The following is a 21,644-nucleotide window of genomic DNA, read 5'->3' as shown; positions in this document are numbered from 1 at the left end:
CTTTGAATTTAGAATTTGGAATTTTGAATTGATAAAATGCAGTGGATTCTGGCAACAACTGAACAACCCCCTGAATGGTTCATCCAGACAGTTAAACATTATACACCCCTATCTAGTGGAATTTTTGCCGCCCAATTACTTTGGCAACGAGGTATACAAACTGAATTACAACTAGCAGCATTTGTAAACTATCAAACTTATCAACCAGCTAGTGCCTTTGAATTTGGGCAAGAAATGTATTTAGCGGTAAACCGTCTCAAAAAAGCCGCCCAAGCTGCTGAAAAAGTAGCCATTTGGGGAGATTTTGACGCTGACGGTATTACCTCAACTGCTGTATTGTGGGATGGTTTAGGACAGTTTTTTGAACAAGATAAAAAATTAACTTATTACATTCCCAACCGCTTAAAAGAATCCCACGGACTAAATCAATCAGGAATTGATAATTTAGCTCAACAAGGTTGTAAATTAATTGTCACTTGTGACACAGGTAGCACAAATATTGCAGAAATTATTTATGCACAACAATTAGGTATAGATGTCATCGTTACAGACCATCATACTTTACCTCCCGAACGTCCTCCAGTCAATGCAATTATTAACCCGCGTTATTTACCCAAAGAACATCCATTATTTCATCTTTCTGGAGTTGCAGTAGCTTACAAACTGGTGGAAGCATTATATGAAACTTTGCCAGATGTACCCCAACATCCATTAACTGATTTATTAGATTTAGTAGCGATAGGTTTAATTGCAGATTTGGTACAATTAACTGGTGACTGTCGTTATTTAGCACAATTGGGAATTCAACAATTACACAGAGATCATAAAAAAACAGTTACAGAAAAACGACGACCAGGAGTAGGAAAATTATTAGAATTATGTCAGAAAAATGGCGACCGTCCCACAGATATCTCCTTCGGTTTAGGTCCAAGAATCAACGCTGTTAGTCGCATTCATGGTGATGCTAGTTTTTGTGTAGAATTACTAACTAGTCGAGATATTCAACGCTGTCATCAATTAGCAGAAGAAACAGAATTAGCCAATTCTCGTCGTAAGTCTTTACAAAAAGATGTCCAAGCCCAAGTAGCAAAAAAACTGACTCAATTAGACTTATCAACTACCAACGTCATTGTTTTAGAAGATCCGCAATGGGCTGTAGGTGTCTTGGGTTTAGTTGCTGGACAGATAGCACAGGAAACAGGCCGCCCGACAATTTTGTTAAGTACAGAAAACGCACTTTCTGACTCAGAAACTTCTGACAACTCAGCACTTTTAGCCCGTGGTTCAGCACGTTCGATTAATTCTGTTGATTTATATCAATTAGTTAAAGAACAAGCACATTTATTACATCGTTTTGGTGGACATCCTTTTGCAGCAGGTTTGAGTTTGTTAGTTGAAAATATTCCTTTATTTACAGATGCAATTAATCAAAAGTTACGACAATCTTTAGGAGGAACAAATCTCGTACCCACAGTCCAAGCAGATTTAGTAGTAACTGTTGCAGATTTGGGGAAAGATTTATTTTTAGAACTCAAAGTTTTAGAACCATGTGGAATGGGAAATCCAATTCCTAAATTATTAATTAAAAACTGTTGGTTTGAAAATTCTTGGCATCGCAATCAGCAAGATTTCCAAGGTAATAAAATACAATATATTAAAGCGGAGTTCGATATTCGGGATGATTCGAGTAACAGTCCTTTTCCTGGTATTTGGTGGGGACATTATAAAGACGATTTACCTATAGGTAAATGTGATTGTATAGCCGAAATAGATTACAACAGCTATAAAAAACGCTATGAAATTAGATTAATCGCTGTGCGTCCCTGTGTTGATTCAGAACTGAAAACTCAAAACTCAGCAATTATTTTAGACTGGCGTAATCAAGATTATTCAGAATTCAGTAATAAAAACTCAGCGCTGATTATTAAAGATTGTCCCACTAATTGGGATGATTTGCGTGCATGGTTGAGAAAGTCGGTTTATAATCAACAACAATTAGTTATTGCTTGGTCGAAACCCCACAACCCGCCACCTAGTGAAGTTTGGCTGAATCTGGTAGGAATTGCTAAATATCTCAGCCGCACAAATCAACCAGTTACCCGCATACAACTTTTAGAAAAACTCAGGGTTAGCGACCAAACATTACATTTAGGATTTAAAGCTTTAAAATATTTAGGGTTTACAATTCAACGTCAAGATCGTAATTTCCAAATTACCTGGAATACTAATAACGCTTCAGAAACTCTTGTTGATAATGCGGTTAAGCAATTTTTATCCGCTGTCAAAGAAGAACAATTTCAGCGAGAATATTTCGCCACAGTTCCTCTATCTATTATTCAAAACAACGCCTTTTAAAATAATTCGTAATTCGTAATTCGTAATTCGTAATTCGTAATTCGTAATTCGGTTATTTATCTCCGTGTTTCCGCGTCTCCGTGTCCCCGCGTCCCCCTGCACTAATGATCACTTCCAGACACGATATTGCTTCTTTTATTAGTCTGCATATGTCTGTAAATAGCGGCAATATTCCTAGCATCATCAATACCCCGGTGATGTGTACCTTGTAATTCCATGTTTAAATGTTTAAGGGCTTGTGCCATACCAAACTTATGAGATACACCCAAATATTCTGAAAATTCATTTTTAATATTTCTGTGTTCAGAACCAAACGGATAGGGAACATGATGAAATTTACAATCTTGTAAAAATTGGGATTTGTCGTAATTACCCCAAGAACAGAAGATATAATTAGGAAAAGAATTCATCCATTCTATCAATTTTGACATCACCTCTGGAAAATGAGGTGCTGCGTCAACTTGTTGCTGAGAAATACTAGTTAATTCTGTACAAAAAGCTGTAAGTTGAGGATTTATTACAGGTTGAATAAAGTGTTGAAACTCAGAATCAAGTTCCCAGGTTTTTCTATTCAACATTACCGCCCCAATTTCGATAATTTCCATTTCGTGACGGGGAATGCTACGTTCATTACAACAAGTAGCTTCAAGATCAATGATGAGAAAATAGTGATTCATAAATAATTTAAAATTCAAAATTCAAAATTCAAAAGTAATTAGTGAATTTCTGGTTATGGCAAAGACTTTAAGTTGAAGAAAAAGGTTTAAGCCAACCAAGTAGGATAGCAGTATCGAGAACAAAAGCAGCAACAGCAAAGGATAATATACTTTCTCCCGATAATGTTAAAAAAGGCAGAATCGTACCAGTATAATTCCAACCAACTTCTATCTGAGTTAATCCCCGCACCAAGCCAAAAGCAAAGATACCACCAGTATTAAGGTGAGGATTTGTATCAGTGCGGATAATATAGCGATATGTTATACCAAATAGCAAACCAGAAAAGCCCGCTATGGCGCTACTCAGTAAAAATTGTAAATTAACTAGATTAGATTTATCCAGAATCAGTATGGGAAAATACTTACCCAGCACCAAACTATTAATAACACTGCTGAAGAGAAAAGCTACTCCCACAGATAAACCGCCGATAATGCCTGCTTTTACCGATTCTACGCGTTCCGCCATTAGTTCCATAAACTTAGCAAGTTCCTCAAAATATAGTTAACAAATCAACTGCCTTTTCCCGGTATGATAGGTATTAGAGACGTTTTGTAATTATTTGAAAAGTGGAACTATGATTTTGACACTGGGTTGGGTATCACTGTTAGTTGTGTTCACTTGGTCGATTTCAATGGTAGTTTGGGGACGCAACGGACTATAGAGGAATCGTGGAAAATCCATTCCTGAGTATTTTGGCTTTGGTTGCCGTAGTGCTGCTAGTATCAGTTACAGGCGGTGTCGTTTATTTAACACTCGCTGATTGGCGCGATCGCCGTCGTCGAGAAGACGAAACACGCGAACTCCGACGCAGCACTGCCAAGCGAAGATGATTCTATTGCAGCCCATAGAGCGCTGTTTTCTGCTGTCATAAATATTTCGGTAGGGATGCGATCATATCGTGTCCCTATACTATATGAGTACTTCAGCAAAGTTAATTATACATTTTGCCAAAAAATAAAAATCTCTGTATTCCTTTACTGTTCCCTATTTCCTATTCCCTCCCCTAAATATGCAATTTATTTTGCACGATTACTTGTATACACTTAACAGATACCAACATTTATTGTTACCTTAGAGAAGATAGTGGACTATATTTAAGAATCATGTGGGAAATGGAGAATTTTTTGATCATGGAACTGATACAACCAACTTCCCAAACAGAATATCAGCTAGATATGAAATTTTCTCTGGATCAAGGAGAAAAACAAAAAGCTTTGTCTAGAGTAATTGCCCACATTCGTGAATCTCTAGATATAGATACTATCTTTAAAATTACAGTTACCGAAGTACGTCAGTTGCTCAATACAGATCGGGTTGGGGTGTTTCGGTTTCATCCTGAATCGGCATGGGAAGGGGAATTTATCTATGAGGATGTAGGAACAGAATGGGTTCCAGCCTTGGCTACCAAACTGAGAGATTGCTGCTTTGCAGTAAATTTTGCTGATATCTCTCAGGAAGAGAAAATCAGGGCAATATTTGACATTTGTCAAGATAATACCACTGATTGCCATCTTCAGATGTTAGAAAAATTTCAAGTCCGTGCAAATATAGCTGTCCCCTTAATCAAATGCAAGGATTTATGGGGATTGCTGTGTATTCATCATTGTAGTAGACCCCGACAATGGGAAGCATCAGAAATTGAATTTGTACAATTAATTGCCGAACATTTAGGAGTTGCTTTACAGCAAGCAGATTACATAGAACAAATGAAACTACAATCTGCACAACTTGCACAAGCGAAAGCTAGAGAAAAAGCAGCAGAATGGCAAAAAACCATAGCTAGAACTATCGAAAAAATTCGCCAGTCCCTTGATTTAGAAAGCATTTTCCGCACCACCACAGAAGAACTCAGACAACTACTGAATAGCGATCGCGCCGCTATTTATCGCTTCAATCCCGATTGGAGTGGTGAATTCGTGTTTGAATCTGTAACTCAAGGTTGGGTTACACTCATGCAAGAACAGTTACAACGACCAGAGTTAGGTGACAACATCAGCGAATGTAAATTAAAAGAAATAGTGGAACCTCTCACCGATACCTATCTACAAGATACAGGAGGTGGTCGCTTCGCTAAAGGTGAAGTATACCGTGTTTGTAATGATATTTATAATGCCGGATTTAGCGATTGTTACATCAAAGTTTTAGAAAGTTATCAAGCCAGGGCTTATGTAATCGTGGCTATTCTTTATAATCATAAAATTTGGGGTTTATTGGCAGTTTACCAAAACACAGGAACCCGCGATTGGCAAGAAGATGAAGTCTACTTACTCACCCAAGTTGGTTCACAATTGGGTGTAGCTTTGCAGCAAGCCGAATATTTGCAAAAAATGCAGAAACAAGCCGCAGAAATTAGCAAAGCAGCAGAACGGCAACGGGCATTAGTGAATACTGTCGATAAAATTCGTCAGTCTTTGGATATTGACACCATCTTTAAAACCACTACTCAAGAAGTTAGAGGACTCTTAGAAGTAGAAAGAGTGGCAATTTATCGCTTCTACCCTGACTGGAGTGGGGAATTTGTAGCTGATTCCATTTTAGATGACTGGACACCAATCATTAAGCCTCAACCTGTGAATGAAGGTGTTTTCTTACAAGGAACACAAGCTGGAAAGTATGCGCGAAATGAAGTTTTTGTCCCCATTTCCCAAGGTGAAAAGCTGTGGGGATTATTGGTAGCTTATCAAAATTCTCAACCCCGTTATTGGCAAGATGAAGAAATTAACTTGCTGGCACAAGTTGGTGTGCAATTAGGTGTGGCATTACAGCAAGCTGAGTCTTTACAACAGGTGCAAATTCAAGCCGAGAAATTGGCTAAAGCTGCCGAACGAGAACGGAAAGCGGCAGAAAGGGAAAAAGCTTTAGCCGCAACGGTGGAGAAAATTCGCCAATCTCTTGATCTGAATACTATTTTTGCTACTAGTACTCAAGAAGTTCTACGACTATTAGAAGTTGATCGAGTGACAATTTACCGCTTTCAGCCTGATGGAAGTGGCGAATTTGTAGCGGAATCCTTGGCTTATGGTTGGACACCAATATGGGAACTTGTGCCTGTAATTACCGATAATTTCCTGCAAAAAACCCAAGGAGGAGAATACATTAATGGTAAAATTATTGTTGTTAAAGATACCTCTAACATAACTGATTCTAACCGTCATCTTGCCCTAATTACACCTACAGAAGCCAGAGCATATATGATTGTGCCAATTTTTCAAGGAGAGCAACTCTGGGGATTATTGGCAGCTTATCAAAATACTGAACCTCGTGATTGGCAAGAAGATGAAGTAGATTTGTTGGTGCAGATTGGCTCTCAATTAGGGGTAGGACTCCAGCAAGCTGAATTACTCGAACGGACACAACGTCAAAAAGAAGAAATTACCCAAACTCTCAAGGAATTGCAGCAAACTCAGAGCCAGTTAATTCAAAGTGAAAAAATGGCTGGCTTAGGGCAGTTAGTTGCTGGAGTCGCTCATGAAATTAATAACCCAATTAGTTTTATTTACGGTAATATACCCTACGTTTCTAACCACACCGAAGATTTATTAACATTGCTGCGCCTTTATCAAAAAAACTATCCCCAGCCCATAGAAGAAATTCAAAACCAAGTAGCAGATGTAGATTTAGATTTTATCGCTGATGATTTGCCTAAAATTCTCAGTTCCATGATGAGCGGAGCAGATCGTATTCGTCAATTAGTGCTTTCTTTACGGACTTTTTCTCGCCTTGATGAAGCCGAAAAAAAGCCAATTAATTTGCATGAAGGCATCGATAGCACGCTTTTAATTTTGCAAAATCGGCTGCAACCACAGACTAATTTTCCAGCTATTGAGATAGTTAAAAAATATGGTAATTTGCCTCCGGTATTTTGCTATGCAGCCCAGATGAATCAGGTGTTTATGAATATTATTAATAACGCGATTTGGGGGATAGAACAATCATTAGCAGCGGGAAAATTAACTGACAATCCTAAAATTTGCATTTGTACAGAAGTGACAAATAAAAATTCTGTTGTGATTCGTATTGCTGATAATGGTTGTGGGATTCCTCAAGGTATGGAATCGCGTATTTTTGACCCTTTCTTTACTACTAAGGAACCTGGACAAGGTACTGGTTTAGGATTATCTGTCAGTTATCAAATTATTGTGGAAAAGCACGGTGGTCAAATTAAGTGTTCTTCTGAACCTGGTAATGGTGCTGAGTTTTGCATTGAAATTCCCATGAATCGCTAGGTATGAATCCTAGCTCAGGATCTTCTGGTACTTTAGTGCGTATCAAAAAAATTCTGCTATTCCTAAGTAGTTAACTAGCTAAAAAATTATATTTTGTATAATTTAAAAACAAGTACCTCAGCAAAATTATTTACACATTTTGCCAAAAAATAGAAACCCTTGTAATCTTGTTCTGTTCCCTGTTAAGAATTCCCTTCTCAAAATGTGCAATTTATTTTGCACCACTACTTATCTATATCAATTAGCATTTGCGAGTATTTTGTTACTATACTGAATATTGACGAGTAACTTATTTTTTTATATAAATGAACTAAATAAGAAAGAATTAATGTAGCTCACTGGAAGTATCGCTTGTTAGCTTTTAGAAAGCTTTAGCATGAGGGAGTTTAAAGATGAAACGGTATATGCCTTTTATACTCATTGGCTTTTTGTTGTTTGTGGCGGCAGGAGATAAAGTGTTTACTGGTTCATTAGGGCAAGCCAGCACTCATACGCGCCTAGCCATGAACAAATTTTTTATTGGCTTGTTTCCTTCTTGGAGGCCGAAGACAGACCCCTACGCACGGACAGAGAAGCAACTGCGAGAAACGGAAGAAAAAAAGTAGCTTGTTGGCTTAAAATGGGGTTCGATTATTCTGACTCATTAGGTAACAAAAGTACAAATTTTGATAAACTTCACTATCACCTATTGATGCAGGAAATTTTTAGTTTATTAGCTTCACAACTAAAATCGCAAAATGAAGCAGGTATTAACAATAAATTTCGCCTCGTGATAAATGTAATATCTCTCTGATAAACCTCTACCCTAACAGTAGAGAGGCTTTGATTCACCGTTTCCTACTAGAAAAGGGAGTTGGGTCTATTTGATGTTTTTTAAGCTTGACTTACTTATAGCAGGTGACAGAGCTAAAAGTCTTTTGGTGTCTAAGTTTTAGCATTGGTTGATGTCCTAACAGCCTTGTCCGTTGCTATACCTTAATTCTGTCTTCTTTAGACATCAACCTTTCTTTAAATATGCTTTATTCAGAAACCTTGTAGCCCACCTTCCATGTTCCCTGTTAAGAGTTCCCTGCTGTAGAAAGGCTATAGTTTTGGTAAACTGCTGCCTTTTATTTCACCTGAATCGTAAAAGTAAGATAATTAGAGCAAAAGCCGCATAGTCCTGAAAGTTTGACTATCGGCTGATGTGCTGACAAATATTAGATTTTTTAAATGGCTCAGGTCAGATTTGAACTGACGACCCCAGGCTTATGAGTCCCGTACTCTAACCAACTGAGCTACTGAGCCGTGTTGTTTCATCAACTTCTATTAAGATAGCATACAATTTTAGCGATCGCAATTCCTATTTATAAAAATCTCCTCTCAAAAAATCAAAGAGGGAGTATATCTCCCTCAACGAACAAGGCAATGCCTGAGTTAAAAACAGCTAGTCATTACAGCCGTGCTGGTAAGAAAGCAATGGGGTTAACTGCACCTTTACCTGATGGATGAACTTCAAAGTGGCTGTGAGGGCCAGTGCTGAAACCAGTGCTGCCCATAGCGGCGATTGTTTGCCCTTGTTCTACTTGTTGACCGACTTGTACCAAAACTCGGCTGTTGTGAGCATAACGAGTCATGCTACCATCGGCATGGCGGATTTCAACTAAAATGCCATAACCACCGTTATTCCAGCCTGCTTTTTCTACTACACCAGGAGCCGATGCGTAGATTGGTGTACCAACGCCGTTAGCAATATCAATACCCCTGTGCATTCTACCCCAACGCCAGCCATAACCAGAGGAAAGAACTCCCTTTGCTGGCCAAATATAACCTGTGGAAGAAGTAGATGGGGAATTAGTATTTGGGTCAACAGATCTAGGTAAGTATATATCCACAGATGCCAAAGGTGGCAAGGTGGGAGACACCCTAGTTCCTCGCAATTTACCTAAAGACTCAGTAGCGGTAACACCTGCGGGAGGTACTGCTAACCTAATGCCAGATGAATTACGATTGGAATATTTCGGGGCTGCTGTTTGATTTGACAGAAATTCTGGGTTAATTGGCTCGTTAGTGGGACGAGTAGCACGGAATAGAGGCTTAACAGGTTTTTCGCTGTAACTGGGTAGTATGGGTTGAGGTACAGGAATCGCCACTGAATTGAGTTGGGAATTAACCGTTACAGCGGAGACATTCTTGTTTCTCTGCACAGCAATCGGTCGGGCTGAATTATCAGTTTCCGTGACTGTTGGCACAGTTACAGTAGACTCTTGAGACATACCTGATTGTTGAGCGCGGTATTTTTCGCGTAGTCTCTCAATTTCTGCTTGTAAACTGGTGAGACGCTCATTACCTTTAGCCTTGGCTAACTTTCGAGGTGGTTTTTGAGCAGTTTGAGTTGTCGTCGCACGATTGCGTATTGGAGTATCACCACCCACACCATAAGATCTGGGGGGAGTAGCTTCAGTATCTGGAGTTGGAAGCTGATTCTCCCTAGCTGCTGGTACGGGGATGGTAATACTGTTGGTGATAGCAGGAGTGTTTACCGACAGCTGATTCTCCCTAGCTGCTGGAATGGGAATAGCAACGCTGTTGTTGTTAGCAAATACTGGTGATTGTGAACCAACAGTCAGATTGGTATCTAATTTAGGCTTACTCACAGGAGAACTAGCAACTGTGGGCATACTGCTAGGCTGGACAAAATTGGGCTGAATTGCTACAGTCGGCTGGTCAAAGAGGCTACGCTCCGCTTTAACAGCAGGGATAATCAGTTTTTGACTGATTTGCAGTTCATTGGGATTGTTGAGATTATTAGCTTTGACTAGTTCTGAGACTGATGTACCGTAATTGGTAGCAATTTCGGCTAATGTATCTCCTGGTTTAACCTCGTAGGTGAAGAGAGGTAATTGAGCGACAACTGTAGGTGCTGCTGGTGCAGGTGTCATTACCTTCTGCTCTAGCGCACTTGTGTTTTTATCCTCTTTTAGCTTGGATATCAGATCGACTTGCTTGGGTTTAGTCAAATCTTCTGACTGTACTGCCACAGTTTGATCAGCTACGGTTGTTGGCTGTGCCTGTTCAATACCCGATTGTGATAAATTGTTGGCCTCCTCAGACCGCAACTCCGCCAGACTATTTCTTAAACGGTTCGATTTTTCCTGTAAGCGGTTGAGAGCAAACTCTTGCTGCGCTTTCAGTTGGACATTCACATCATTACTGATTGTGTTCTCTGTTTGTACAGTTACAGGTGTAGGTTGGCTGCCAACAACACTGGGATTGGCTGCAAATTGTTGTGATGTCTGAGGCAGCTGGTTAGCTGTTTGTAATGTGGATTGAACTGAGTTATTTCTCAATTCCGGTGCTATTTGGGGTTGTAAGTAGATAGCATTTTTGTCGGCTTCTGAGACCGGAATTTTGACAGCCTTTTCTTTGGCTGTAATTGGCCATTTAGCTTCAAGCCCAGGCACTTGCGAAACTGCTGTTGGTTCCACGATGACAGGATTTTCAGGCACGCTCGCTGATGAGACGGCTTGGGACTCCAGCTTTGTGGCTACAAACTTTATCTCAGTCTCAGCAGCAGCCGGAATTGTTGAGGCTGCTTTTTGACTGCCAACAGGAGCCGCTGCTTGGGCTTGATCGCTTTGTCGAGTCACCAAAAGGCTGGTTGCGCCCATTGAGATTGCCAAGCCAATCATAGCGGCTTGGGTTCGCGTCCGGCGGGTTGCTTTGGGGTTAGCCTCATTTAACTGCTCTACCGGGGCATCATCACTGTTAGGGGTATTGTTCAACACAGCCTTTACTCTCTTTTTCAATGCTCGTTTCAAAGACGACCTCCTATGATCACGCTTCGCTTAACTGACCTTGATTTTTCAAGTTGGATATTAATCCATGATTGAGATCACATCAAACGATATATCAAGATCACATTCATCAGAGATACTTAGGCAAGATTAACCTGCTTCTCTGATTTAAACAAGTTCATACTTGTTAGTAAACCTTAAAATTTGTGTGCTGACTTGTTTGTTACCACTCCTCCTAAACCCAGGAATGTTCATTCTTGACAGTTATCTTGCTGATTTTGCTATGGCGGGGGCTAGACAAATTATGATAGCTTTGCTGAGTCCACGAGCGCTGTTAGCGGTTGATCTGCTGCGACTTCTGGAAAGACGATTATCCTGCTGTAGATATTTTCAAGATTTTTTTATCCAATCAGTCTTATCAACACGAGACTTTACGTCGTTTATTCCCTAAAAAACAACCGTACAAATTCGCAGCAAGATAGGAGTTATATGATTGTGTCACCTGATACAAATAGCTAAGATGCTCTCTAGTAAATGGTTTTGCCAATTTTATCTTTCATATTGATGTAATTTAAATTTACTAAAATCTATCATTGAGAATGGGTAAGGACTCAAAGTTAATATACAAATTTCTTATATTAGCTTTGCTAATCTGAAAGACATTTTTTTTATATGGGTTGAGAGATGATTTAAATTTTGATTTAACTGCTTATTTTTTAAGTAAATTCACGCATTTAATTACTTTATGACGCTCTTTTTTTTTGAAAAAAGTCAGTTTTTATACTTAAAAATTCATTAACTATTGTAAATAGCCTAACTGACGGCGGGATTCAAACAAGCTGATAGCTACACTTACGGATAAATTCAAGCTACGAACTCCAGGTTCAGTCATGGGAATGTGGAGAATGGAGTCACAGGTGGAGAGAACAGTTGGTGGTAAGCCTTGGGTTTCACTACCAAACAGCAGCCAATCATCGGCTTGAAATTGGAACTGGGTATAGTTAACACTGCCACGAACGCTAAAACCTAAGAGTCTGCCCCCACGCTGATTATGGATGATTTGGAATGCTTCTAAGGATTCGTGATAGTGGAGTTTGACATAAGGCCAGTAATCTAAACCGGCTCTTTTGAGGTAGCGATCGCTAATTTCAAATCCTAAAGGTCCTACTAAGTGTAATTCTGTGGCTGTAGCGGCGCAAGTACGGGCAATATTACCTGTATTAGGAGGAATTTGTGGGTTAACTAGAACTACCTGAGGCATGGTCACGAAAAGTTAAGAATTCTATAGGATACTGTAGCGCAGGTAGGAAATCTACCGATAGATAGAGATAGATTACCTATAGGTTTTGTTAATACCCCGGAAACAATCACCAAGGATTAGATTTTTAAAACGAAGAAAATGGGGGATTGGGGAGATGGGGAGATGGGGAGATGGGGAGACGCGGTGAGAAAGAGAGATTATCTTCTGACAGTCAACTCTTTCCCCCTATTCCCGTGTTTTCTTTTCCCATATCTCCATATCTCCGTGTCTCCGTGTCTCCGTGTCCTCTTGTCCCTGTTCCCTGAGAAATCAAGCCAATAGAGAAGAACACAACTTGTTTTCTAGTTCCTGTTCCCGTTCTTGGGTGGCAATAATTGCCTGGGTTATGACTTGCTGAGAATCAACACCGACTTTGTGTAACTGTAACCACTGTTGGGCTTCATTACCTTCGCGGAGGATTTTTTGCAAAGGGGAAAGGAAACAGCTGAAGCCTTGTTGTTTAGCTATTCCCCAAACTCCTTGATATAGTTTCGCAATCCAATCTCTAGCGAGAATGTTACTACCATCTTGCCAATGTTGCAACTGAGCATCAAGACTCGCTGTGGCGGCTGCCATTTCATTTTTGGCAGTTAGGGCGATCAATTCTACAGGGGATAAGCTGCTTTGGGTTAAAGGATCGATGTTGGGGTTGTCGATGATTTGTAACAATCGGGCTTCCAGTAAAGCGGTAATTGCTAACAAGGAAATGGGATCTGTGACTAAATCACAAATTCGCAGTTCTAGACGATTTAAATCGTAAGGACGGCGATCGCCATTTGGCCGCACTGATGTCCACAAATGCCGCACGTTTTGCATTGTCCCCGCTGCTAGTTGTTCACCCACCCACTGAATGTGATGGGCGTGGCTGGAAAATAAGGGTACATAAGCAGGGGTTTGGGGGAAGAGTCCCCAACGGGTGGAATGATAGCCTGTGGCTTTCCCATTTAGGAAAGGAGAGGAGGCGCTGAGGGCAAGGAAGAGGGGTGCTTCGAGGCGGATGACTCGACAGGCACGCATTAATATTTCTGGGTCACTGATGCCAATATTGATGTGTACGCTGGCGGTGACTACTTTTGTGCCATAGGTTTGCTCAATGTAGTCATGATAGGGGTTGGTGGGGTCGGAACGGTAAAAGCGATCGCTCCCACTCAAAGATAGAGTGCTTCCTGGAATTAAGGTATAGTCGCCTAGGCGTTGCAGGTAGTTACGCAAATCTCGTCGGGGACGCAGCAAGCCACACAATTGATTTTCGTAATTACTGGATGGTTGGGTTATGTATTCTACGTTGCGGCTATCTGGCTCCCGCATAAATCCATCTAAGTCTCTGATAATTTGGTCGGAGAGTCCGACGATCTTACCTTGAGGTGTGCCAGTGTATATCTCAATCTCAAAGCCTTTTGTTAAGACCATTTTTTTTCCTCGGCTCTCCTAACTTTGGATAAATTGTATCAAATTTGACGGTTTTGTGCATCGCTGTAATTGGTGAAGTTAAGGATGAGATTTATTAACAGCAGATCAACGCAGATAAGCTTTGGTGATTAGTTGGGGTCTATTTTTTGGGTTTTGGGTGATTTCTTTTCTGGATTTTGAGGTGTTATCTGTGGCAATATAGCTGTTTCTAATAAATCTTGATTTTGGAATTTTTTGAGAAATTCTTCACGTTTTATCTTGATGGCTTCATCTGATAATCCACATAAGGTTTCTAAGGATAATTTACTTTCTTTTATTAGTGATTCTATTTTGTTAGTAGCTGCTTCTAAAATTTGCTTACCACTACTGATTTGAATAATGAATTTATCTTCTAAGGCATTGAATATAACAAATAGTGAGATTGGTTTCCAAATTATTTTACTTGCAGCTAGTACCCGAAAATCAGTAATCATTTTTCCCGCTTCTGGTACATGAATTGCTAAACCTGAATCCTGAAGCATTTGCTGTATTTCTTCAAGTGAGAATGTAGAAATTTTGTGAATATTATGATCAATATTTACAAATTTTCCTAAATCAGGTAAATTAATTGTAACATCATCTAAAGTTTCAGATTGAAAGGTAATTGTTTCAGCTAAAGAGTCGCTAATAGCATAAATTTGGATGGTATAAGGCGGTTTGGGTACGGTTCCTTTTTCATAGAATAAACGCCCTTCTGTAGTAACTGTAATTGGTGTTGTTACCGCCAAGGTTTGTAATGTCTGAAGAGTTGAAATTGTACTTTTTACAAATACAGCATCAAGCCCAAGTACCGAGGCTAATTCATCTGCGGTAGGTGGTGGTTCAAATTCAATAGCCGCACGGATAATAAATTCTTCTAGGACATTAAATTGTCGTGGTTCTTTGATAGTTAATTCTACAATACTTTGACGCAAACTATAGCGAAATTGACGGGCTGTGAAAACTGCTAAATTAGCATTTTGGGCTTCAATTTTTTCTACCGCATTTTTAAGAATTTCATCAATAGGTTTAGACGTGGAAGCAAGAAACATCAATAAAACCTCTATAACAACTGACAATATTTGCAACTTCAGAATACATACCGCCGACTGTACCTGATTTACTGGTAAATAAATCGTGACAACCAACAATTACTAGTAATTCTTGAGCGCGGGAAAAAGCAACATTAACCCGTTCTGGTTTTTTTGCAAATCCCACATCTCCTTGACTATTATTGCGAACCATACTCACAATTACAACTGCTCGTTCCATTCCTTGAAATCTATCAACTGTACCTGTTCTAATTTGCAAAGAAGGGAAAAGCTCAGATTGTAAACGTTCATCAATTTTTCTCAATTGAGCGCCATAAAATGTAATTACAGCTATTTCTTTTTTGGGTTCACCATTAGCAACTTTCTCAGCCCAAGCCTTCTCAAATTGCAGACATATATTTTCTATGACATCAATTTCGGGAATATTTAAAAATGAAGTTCCCTGACGTTCTTCTTGAAACTCTTTTTCTCTGGGCATTTTTACCCAAATTAAATGCTGATTTTCTTGAATTATTTCCCCCGCTAAATTATGAGCGCGTTTTGTATCAGGTTCTAAAATACCACATTCTAATTTACCATCATAAAATTGATTAATTGCTCCCATGATGTTTGGGTGCATTCGATATTGGGTATTGAGCATTTCTTTAATGCTTTTATCCGCAGTTTCAAACTGAATTTTAAATAATGATTCTTCTAAAAATTGCAATTCTTCTCTGGTATTGCCAATTTTTTTAGCAACTTCTTCAACAGTGCTAGTGTCAAGCATTGGTGGTAACTGTCGATGATCTCCTACCATGACTAATTTTTTACCCTTCAAAGCTGGTATTAGTAATTCTGGTGGAGTACATTTACTAACTTCATCAATAATCACAACATCAAAAGATTGAAATTCTTCAGAAAAATTGTAATTTGCAGCTTGAACACAGGTAATACCAACAACGTTAGCGTTATCTAAATAAATTTTTCTTAAATCATTACTATCTCTTTCTGAAGGTTGACGTAATTTTGTAATCCAATCTTGAACAAAGTTTTGATATTTATGGAGATAATTTTCTTCATTCTGTCGTTGTTTTGTCCAACTTTTAAACTTCTTTCTAAAGTTGCGTAAAAAATCTAAATTAAATAATTCATTTTCAGTAATTTCTAGTTTAAATTTATCCGGTATATTTTGCCATTCTTGTGTCCACCAATGGCGATATGTGATTAACTCTTCTGATATCTTTAATTCTTGTCTTTGTTCTAATTCCTGTAGCTTTGCTTGCAAGGTTTCCAGTTTTTGCAGAGAAATGGCAGTTTCTGCTTGTAATGTTGAAAGTTTTTCATCTAAAGAATTTTTAATTATTTCTAGTATCACCAGAGGTTTTAATGATGGAATTAAAGTCTCAAGTTGAATTATGCGACTTTCACAAAAACTTACTTGATTGGCAAATTCTTGGGTTTGTTCCCAAATATTTGATTGTTTAGCTAAATATTTGTCTGCTAAAATCCGTAATGAATTAGGTATATTTATTTTTTTACTAATTTCCTCCAAGCCATTTACAACTTGTACAAGTTTCACATTAGCATCTTGGCTATATTTTTCTACCTGAAATTGAACTTCCGATATTTGTTCTTTAGTAATTCCATTATTGGGTAGTTCATTTAATTGCTTTTGTTGTTTTTTTAAAATAGTCAGCTGTTGTTCAGCTTCTGTTTTAATTTTCACAACACACTGACGGGCATTTGCAAGAATTATGTCTAGTAATTCTTGGGTAATGCGGCTAAGAGTAGAGTTGATGTGATCCAATTCATAAGATGCACCATAAGTTTTTTGGAGTTTAATTAAAAAAGATTGCGTATTTTCAACCAGTGTTTTACGCTGTTTAGGGTTCAGAAGTTGATAATCATTTAACTCTTGATAAGTTACTTGCCATTGAGTGCGATCGCTTTTTGATAGTACTATGGGAATTTGACTAAAATGTTCCTGTAAGAAATAACTAAAATTATGTTCTTTCCCCCGTCTGTCAGTAAATTTGCCTTGAATTTCGTAAGATATTGCTTTTGTCAATAACTTCCAATCTGGTAAACTAATTTTATAATTTTTTGGTACAAGTGGTAATTTTAAATTTTTGGCAAACATCAATAAACCTAGTGGTAAATCTACCATATTATCTGTTAATGGTAAATCTGATTGCTGACAATTTTTCAATACTTGATATAGATGGTTATAAGCTGTAGATTTCCATTCTATAACTGCTTCAATAATATAATCTATTTCGCGTTGGCGATTTTCCCATATTTGAATTGTTGGTTGTAGACTTTGATCTTTATTTATAAATTGCTCATACCCTGTTTGTAACTGGTGTAAATATGTAGAACTCTGTTTGAAAGCCTGTACCAATGTAGATAATTCTGACATGGCTATATTCACATCATTAGCATAATTTAATCCTGTTTTAAATTCAGAAATTTCCGGTGCTACTGTTTCACGTAACCAAACTGCTAAACCAAATGCACCACGGTTAGGACGAACCAAGCCCAGTTCATCTGTATAAGCTATGGCTTGACGAACATTTTCACGAAAATTTTCTACTTGATGATTATCTTTTATATATGGTTGAAGACAGGGTAAAAAATCTTTGACTTCTGCTAAATCCCAATTTATTGGTAGATTTTTGAGGAGATTATTCAATCCAGAAAATAGATTTTCTATTTTATTTTGATTGGCTAATGTTTCATGATAATATATTTCTTGATTTTTACATATTTCCTTTAATTTCTCTATTTCTGCTTTTGATTCAGTTTGTTTTTGATTAAATTCTTCCTCTAATTTGAAATAAGCTACAAAACGTGGTAATAATGCTAATAATTGATTAATAAGTGTAATATTTTCCTGACGTTGAGCAAGATTATTTTCGCAGTCATTGGCAGTATTTTCTAACCATGTGCCAATTACTTGATCTTCTAAAAATGGCTGTCCTTCTTCTCCAACTTTTTCGGATCTGCCCTTTCTCACAGCCCGAATTACTGGGTTATGAACTAATCGACTCAGAGCGTTATCAACTGCTAAATTGGCTTGAGAGGTAATTAATGTGCGTCCACCTCGCAAAGCAACCTGATAGCAAATTTCCGCAATTACGGTAGTTTTACCAGTACCTGGTGGCCCTTGAATTAAAACTAAATCTTCGGCTGCAAGTACCATTTCCACAGATGCTTTTTGTCCTGCATTTGCAGAAGATAATAATAAATCTTTTGCTTGCAGTTTGATTGTTTTTTTAATCGGTCTTGCTTGGGAAGCATCAAATAAAAAGTTACCTAAATATGGATTTTGAGTGCGTCCTTGTTTTAATTGTTCTAAAGCTTTTTCTTTACGTTCAATCTGTTTAATATCCCCAGCAGCATCAAAAAACAAATATCCAGTCGTGGGAAGTTGATAATTTCCTGCTGCTATATATTCAACTAAATCGCGTTCTAATCTAATTTGAATAATATTAGATTTTGGTTCGATTTTATCAATGGTTCCTAATTGACGACTGCTGCGACGATTTTTCTCTGTAGGTACAGTATCAGAAAACTTAATATCTTGGTTTTTTGCCTGTTTTACCCGTTCCCAAAAGTTTTCTACATTTAAGTGATGTTCATCATAACCATCAAGTGTAGCTGAATTGATATTAATTTCAAAAATAATTTGTTTATGATTAAGACTATATTTATAATTTATAAAAAGCACACAAAACTGACGTGCTTTAGCTATACGTTCTTCAACTTTCAAAAAGGCTTTCCATGCTTGCAGTTGATCTTCTGTAGGTACATGATTACCACAAACTGGCATGGTTGCTATCTGTGCTAATGCCTTTGGAGGAATACCAATACGGTGTTCATGATTAGGTAATAAACATAAACAATAAGGTGCAGCATAGGCATCAGATTGTCCACGTGAAGGCTGTAGTAAATAAACTGAAAGTAGCTTTAAACCGCCAGAGCCATTTTTTTGTACTGCTGCTCTAAATCCTAAAATTTTATTCAATTCTTTAAGTCTTTTAGGTAATAAAAAATCACTTTTATCTGTAGCTATTGTCAAATCCCAAATTTCTTCTCCTGCTTCTTTTCCATTACCATGACGACGAATATAAAACCAGCAAGGTTTTTGACCAAAGCATTCAAACATTAACTCATGAGCGCGTTCTCTTCTTTCTCGAAATTCTGGATATAATTCAGCGGCTGATTGACCTTCAAAATTCTTGATTAAACTATCAATTGTGGAATTTATGAAAGTATAACCCCAAGTTTCTGATTTGGTTTTATTTGCTAATTTTGGCATAGATACTCCTGAATTTTTGAGCGAAAAGACGCGCAGATCAACACATGAAAGTATTCTTGAGTTAAAGTCGAAATTGTTGATAAACTTGACTTGCGGCTCGATGTAATAGAGAGTGTCTCCAAACGAGGGATTTCATATCATCTGCATAACCTCCACCGATGACGCACGCAACTGGATAGCCTGCACTTACACAGGTATTTAAAACCAGCATTTCTCTGCGGAAAATGCCTGTGTCAGTTAAGGCTAATTTACCAAGTTTATCAGCTATATGGGTGTCCACTCCTGCATCATAAAAAACTAAATCTGGCTTGACTTGTGATAGTACGTCTGGTAAGTAGTGAGCTAGTACTTGCAAATAAATATCATCTTCTATTCCTACTGGTAAAGGAATATCTAAATCACTTTTTTGTTTTGTATCCGGAAAGTTGACTTCGCAATGCATGGAAAATGTGAAAACGCTATCGTCATTTTGAAAAATAAATGCTGTTCCATCTCCTTGATGTACGTCTAAATCTACAATCAAGATTTTTTGAGCAAGTCCTAATTTCTGCACAACGCGAGATGCAACTGCTAAATCGTTGAAAATACAAAAACCAGATCCATAACTTGGAAAGGCATGATGAGTTCCACCAGCAGTATTGCAAGCTAAACCATGACTTATTGCTAATTTGGCGGTGAGGATGGTTCCACCGACTGCGACACAGGTACGATTTGCTAAAGCTGGACTCCAAGGTAAACCAATGCGTCGCTGTGCTTTGGGTTCTAAGGTTCCGTCACAGTAACTTTGGACGTAGCTGGGGGTGTGAATTAATTCAATTAATTCTTGCGGTGGACGTTCAGGAATGTGAATCTGTTCTGAGTATGCTACCTCGTCTGCTAACAGTAATTCATACAGCTGTCGAAATTTTGACATCGGGAAGCGATGCCCTGGGGGTAGAGGAGCAATATAATCTTTATGATAAATAATTGGCAAATTCATTGTTTATCGGCAAATTTTCAAGTCAATCATTACTCAAGATAAGTAAGAAAAATCTGTCTTACGCTAGATTGATATCCAGTGGAACTTACTTGTTAGATTTTTTCAGTCATTAACATAATCTAATCAGATAAGTAATCCTACTATCGCAAATGCGTCAAAATTTTCTTGTAAATTACTAGTATATATAAATTCTAGTGGAAACTTGAAATTTTTCCCATCTGATTTGATACAATGTCTAAAAAATTGTCTCCATCAAATTCTACGCCTAATAACAAGGTAAAATTTAGCCAGCATCATTCACTAATTCTAAATAGGCACATTTAAAGTTCTTAATTCTCGAATAGTTATGACACAATGGATTATACCAATTGTATTTGTTTTGACTGGTTTACTAGGTGGAATAATTGGTGAAAAATATGTTTTCCAAAAACTGAAAATATTTGTCGCTAATAAACAAGTGCCTGGAAATCAGATTATATTTCAATCTCTGCACAGAATGACCTTTATTTGGTTTGTTGTTGCAGGCTTTTTTTGGGCAATTATTAGTTCTCCTCTCAAGCCAGATATTATTAATGTTCTGCAAAAACTTCTAACCATTATTGTCTTGTATTCAGTCACTTTAGTCTTGGCTAGATTGACTGCTGGTTTTGTAAATTTATTTATTCGTCGCACGGAAGGAGTTTCTACATCACTAATTTCTAACTTGGCTAAAGTTGGCGTTTTGATTTTGGGAACATTAATTTTATTGCAAACGGTGGGGATTGAAATTACACCCATTATTACAACTTTAGGAATTGGTGGTTTGGCGGTTGGTTTAGCACTACAAGATACTCTGACTAATTTATTTTCTGGTTTTTATCTACTTATCTCTAAGCAGGTAAGAACTGGAGATTATGTGAAATTGGATGATGGGAATCAAGGGTATGTCACGGATATTACATGGCGGAATACGACGATCAAAGAAATTTCCAATAATGTGATCATTGTTCCTAATTCTAAGCTGGCTTCGGCAATTTTTACTAATTATCATTTACCAGCCAAAGAAATTACTTTAACAATGAATGTGGGTGTTAGTTATGATAGCGATTTGGAACTGGTGGAAAGAGTGACTGTGGAAGTTGCCAAAGAAGTGATGCAAGAAATTGCCCCAAAGTTAATTGAAAATGAGCCATATCTGAGATTTCATACTTTTAATGATTTTAGTATTGATTTTACTCTTTATATGCGTGTTAGTGAATTCTTTGACCAACGAATTGGAAAACATTTGTTTGTCAAAAAATTACACAAACGTTATCAAAAAGAAGGAATTCAAATTCCTTTTCCTGTCAGAGATATTTATATGCCATAAGTAGGTTGGCGTTAAAAATTGTCGTTATGACAAGGGAACAGGGAACAGAGAAGAGTTTTACTTTTTGTTACATATTACTCTCCGAAAAGCCGCTCCGCGTCTACGGTTTTTTCCCGTCACCTACTTAACAAGAATGGGATAACAGTTAGAAATGTTGAGTTTT

Annotated in this window: 14 protein-coding genes and 1 tRNA gene; 6 read left to right on the top strand and 9 right to left on the bottom strand. The window is 37.9% G+C overall.

Annotation, left to right across the window (positions count from 1 at the left end; genetic code table 11):
• Positions 1–36 precede the first annotated feature (36 nt).
• Entirely contained in the window at positions 37–2,355 is a 2,319-nt protein-coding gene (recJ, locus tag H6G59_RS02970) for a single-stranded-DNA-specific exonuclease RecJ (RefSeq protein ID WP_190711679.1), read from the top strand.
• Positions 2,356–2,456: 101 nt separating this feature from the next.
• Here recJ and H6G59_RS02965 read toward each other — a convergent pair whose 3' ends face one another.
• Both H6G59_RS02965 and H6G59_RS02960 read right to left on the bottom strand, forming a co-directional pair.
• Positions 2,457–3,032 carry a 3'-5' exonuclease gene (locus H6G59_RS02965; protein ID WP_190711678.1) on the bottom strand — a complete coding sequence of 192 codons (576 nt, stop codon included), beginning with the start codon at positions 3,030–3,032 and terminating at the stop codon, positions 2,457–2,459.
• Positions 3,033–3,099: 67 nt separating this feature from the next.
• Positions 3,100–3,546, bottom strand: a complete 447-nt coding sequence (locus H6G59_RS02960) for a hypothetical protein (protein ID WP_190711677.1) — start codon at positions 3,544–3,546, stop codon at positions 3,100–3,102.
• Between the two features lie 100 nt (positions 3,547–3,646).
• Between H6G59_RS02960 and petN the strand changes: the two genes are divergently transcribed.
• The 4 genes from petN to H6G59_RS02940 all read left to right on the top strand — a co-directional run bounded on the left by petN (position 3,647) and on the right by H6G59_RS02940 (position 7,903).
• Positions 3,647–3,733, top strand: coding sequence for a cytochrome b6-f complex subunit PetN (gene petN / locus H6G59_RS02955; protein ID WP_013189847.1), 87 nt, complete (start codon positions 3,647–3,649; stop codon positions 3,731–3,733).
• A 7-nt stretch (positions 3,734–3,740) separates the two neighbouring features.
• Entirely contained in the window at positions 3,741–3,902 is a 162-nt protein-coding gene (locus H6G59_RS02950) for a hypothetical protein (protein ID WP_016951251.1), read from the top strand.
• A gap of 300 nt (positions 3,903–4,202) precedes the next feature.
• Positions 4,203–7,298, top strand: a complete 3,096-nt coding sequence (locus H6G59_RS02945) for a GAF domain-containing protein (protein ID WP_242038765.1) — start codon at positions 4,203–4,205, stop codon at positions 7,296–7,298.
• Between the two features lie 392 nt (positions 7,299–7,690).
• Positions 7,691–7,903 (top strand): hypothetical protein, encoded by a 213-nt coding sequence (locus H6G59_RS02940; protein ID WP_190711675.1) that lies wholly within the window; start codon positions 7,691–7,693, stop codon positions 7,901–7,903.
• Positions 7,904–8,511: 608 nt separating this feature from the next.
• Here H6G59_RS02940 and H6G59_RS02935 read toward each other — a convergent pair.
• The 7 genes from H6G59_RS02935 to H6G59_RS02905 all read right to left on the bottom strand — a co-directional run bounded on the left by H6G59_RS02935 (position 8,512) and on the right by H6G59_RS02905 (position 20,133).
• Positions 8,512–8,585 (bottom strand) — tRNA-Met (locus H6G59_RS02935).
• A 146-nt stretch (positions 8,586–8,731) separates the two neighbouring features.
• Positions 8,732–11,065, bottom strand: a complete 2,334-nt coding sequence (locus H6G59_RS02930) for a peptidoglycan DD-metalloendopeptidase family protein (protein WP_339327916.1) — start codon at positions 11,063–11,065, stop codon at positions 8,732–8,734.
• A gap of 808 nt (positions 11,066–11,873) precedes the next feature.
• Positions 11,874–12,335 (bottom strand): tRNA (cytidine(34)-2'-O)-methyltransferase, encoded by a 462-nt coding sequence (locus tag H6G59_RS02925; protein WP_190711673.1) that lies wholly within the window; start codon positions 12,333–12,335, stop codon positions 11,874–11,876.
• Positions 12,336–12,644: 309 nt separating this feature from the next.
• Positions 12,645–13,784 carry a glutamate--cysteine ligase gene (gene gshA / locus H6G59_RS02920; RefSeq protein WP_190711672.1) on the bottom strand — a complete coding sequence of 380 codons (1,140 nt, stop codon included), beginning with the start codon at positions 13,782–13,784 and terminating at the stop codon, positions 12,645–12,647.
• Positions 13,785–13,912: 128 nt separating this feature from the next.
• Positions 13,913–14,854, bottom strand: coding sequence for a hypothetical protein (locus H6G59_RS02915; RefSeq protein WP_190711671.1), 942 nt, complete (start codon positions 14,852–14,854; stop codon positions 13,913–13,915).
• A complete protein-coding gene (locus H6G59_RS02910) occupies positions 14,832–19,154 on the bottom strand; it encodes an AAA domain-containing protein (protein ID WP_190711670.1) in 4,323 nt (1,440 codons plus the stop codon). The genes H6G59_RS02915 and H6G59_RS02910 overlap by 23 nt, the downstream gene beginning before the upstream one ends.
• 61 nt (positions 19,155–19,215) lie before the next feature.
• Positions 19,216–20,133, bottom strand: a complete 918-nt coding sequence (locus tag H6G59_RS02905; protein WP_190711669.1) for a histone deacetylase family protein — start codon at positions 20,131–20,133, stop codon at positions 19,216–19,218.
• 346 nt (positions 20,134–20,479) lie between these two features.
• On the opposite strand from H6G59_RS02905, the gene H6G59_RS02900 reads away from it, so the two are divergent.
• Positions 20,480–21,481 (top strand): mechanosensitive ion channel family protein, encoded by a 1,002-nt coding sequence (locus H6G59_RS02900; RefSeq protein WP_190711668.1) that lies wholly within the window; start codon positions 20,480–20,482, stop codon positions 21,479–21,481.
• Positions 21,482–21,644: the final 163 nt, after the last annotated feature.

Origin of the sequence: Anabaena lutea FACHB-196, from assembly GCF_014698305.1 — a bacterium.
GTDB classification, from domain to species: Bacteria; Cyanobacteriota; Cyanobacteriia; order Cyanobacteriales; family Nostocaceae; genus Anabaena; species Anabaena lutea.
The sequence above is the reverse complement of the archived record's forward strand: the minus strand, read 5'-3'. Positions and strand labels throughout refer to the sequence as shown.

Coding starts and splice junctions, on each gene's coding strand:
- H6G59_RS02940 (WP_190711675.1), top strand. CDS start 7,691: ATGAAACGGTATATGCCTTTTATACTCATTGGCTTTTTGTTGTTTGTG.
- petN (WP_013189847.1), top strand. CDS start 3,647: ATGATTTTGACACTGGGTTGGGTATCACTGTTAGTTGTGTTCACTTGG.
- H6G59_RS02910 (WP_190711670.1), bottom strand. CDS start 19,154: ATGCCAAAATTAGCAAATAAAACCAAATCAGAAACTTGGGGTTATACT.
- H6G59_RS02905 (WP_190711669.1), bottom strand. CDS start 20,133: ATGAATTTGCCAATTATTTATCATAAAGATTATATTGCTCCTCTACCC.
- H6G59_RS02925 (WP_190711673.1), bottom strand. CDS start 12,335: ATGCCTCAGGTAGTTCTAGTTAACCCACAAATTCCTCCTAATACAGGT.
- H6G59_RS02960 (WP_190711677.1), bottom strand. CDS start 3,546: ATGGAACTAATGGCGGAACGCGTAGAATCGGTAAAAGCAGGCATTATC.
- H6G59_RS02915 (WP_190711671.1), bottom strand. CDS start 14,854: ATGTTTCTTGCTTCCACGTCTAAACCTATTGATGAAATTCTTAAAAAT.
- H6G59_RS02900 (WP_190711668.1), top strand. CDS start 20,480: ATGACACAATGGATTATACCAATTGTATTTGTTTTGACTGGTTTACTA.
- H6G59_RS02945 (WP_242038765.1), top strand. CDS start 4,203: ATGGAACTGATACAACCAACTTCCCAAACAGAATATCAGCTAGATATG.
- recJ (WP_190711679.1), top strand. CDS start 37: ATGCAGTGGATTCTGGCAACAACTGAACAACCCCCTGAATGGTTCATC.
- gshA (WP_190711672.1), bottom strand. CDS start 13,784: ATGGTCTTAACAAAAGGCTTTGAGATTGAGATATACACTGGCACACCT.
- H6G59_RS02965 (WP_190711678.1), bottom strand. CDS start 3,032: ATGAATCACTATTTTCTCATCATTGATCTTGAAGCTACTTGTTGTAAT.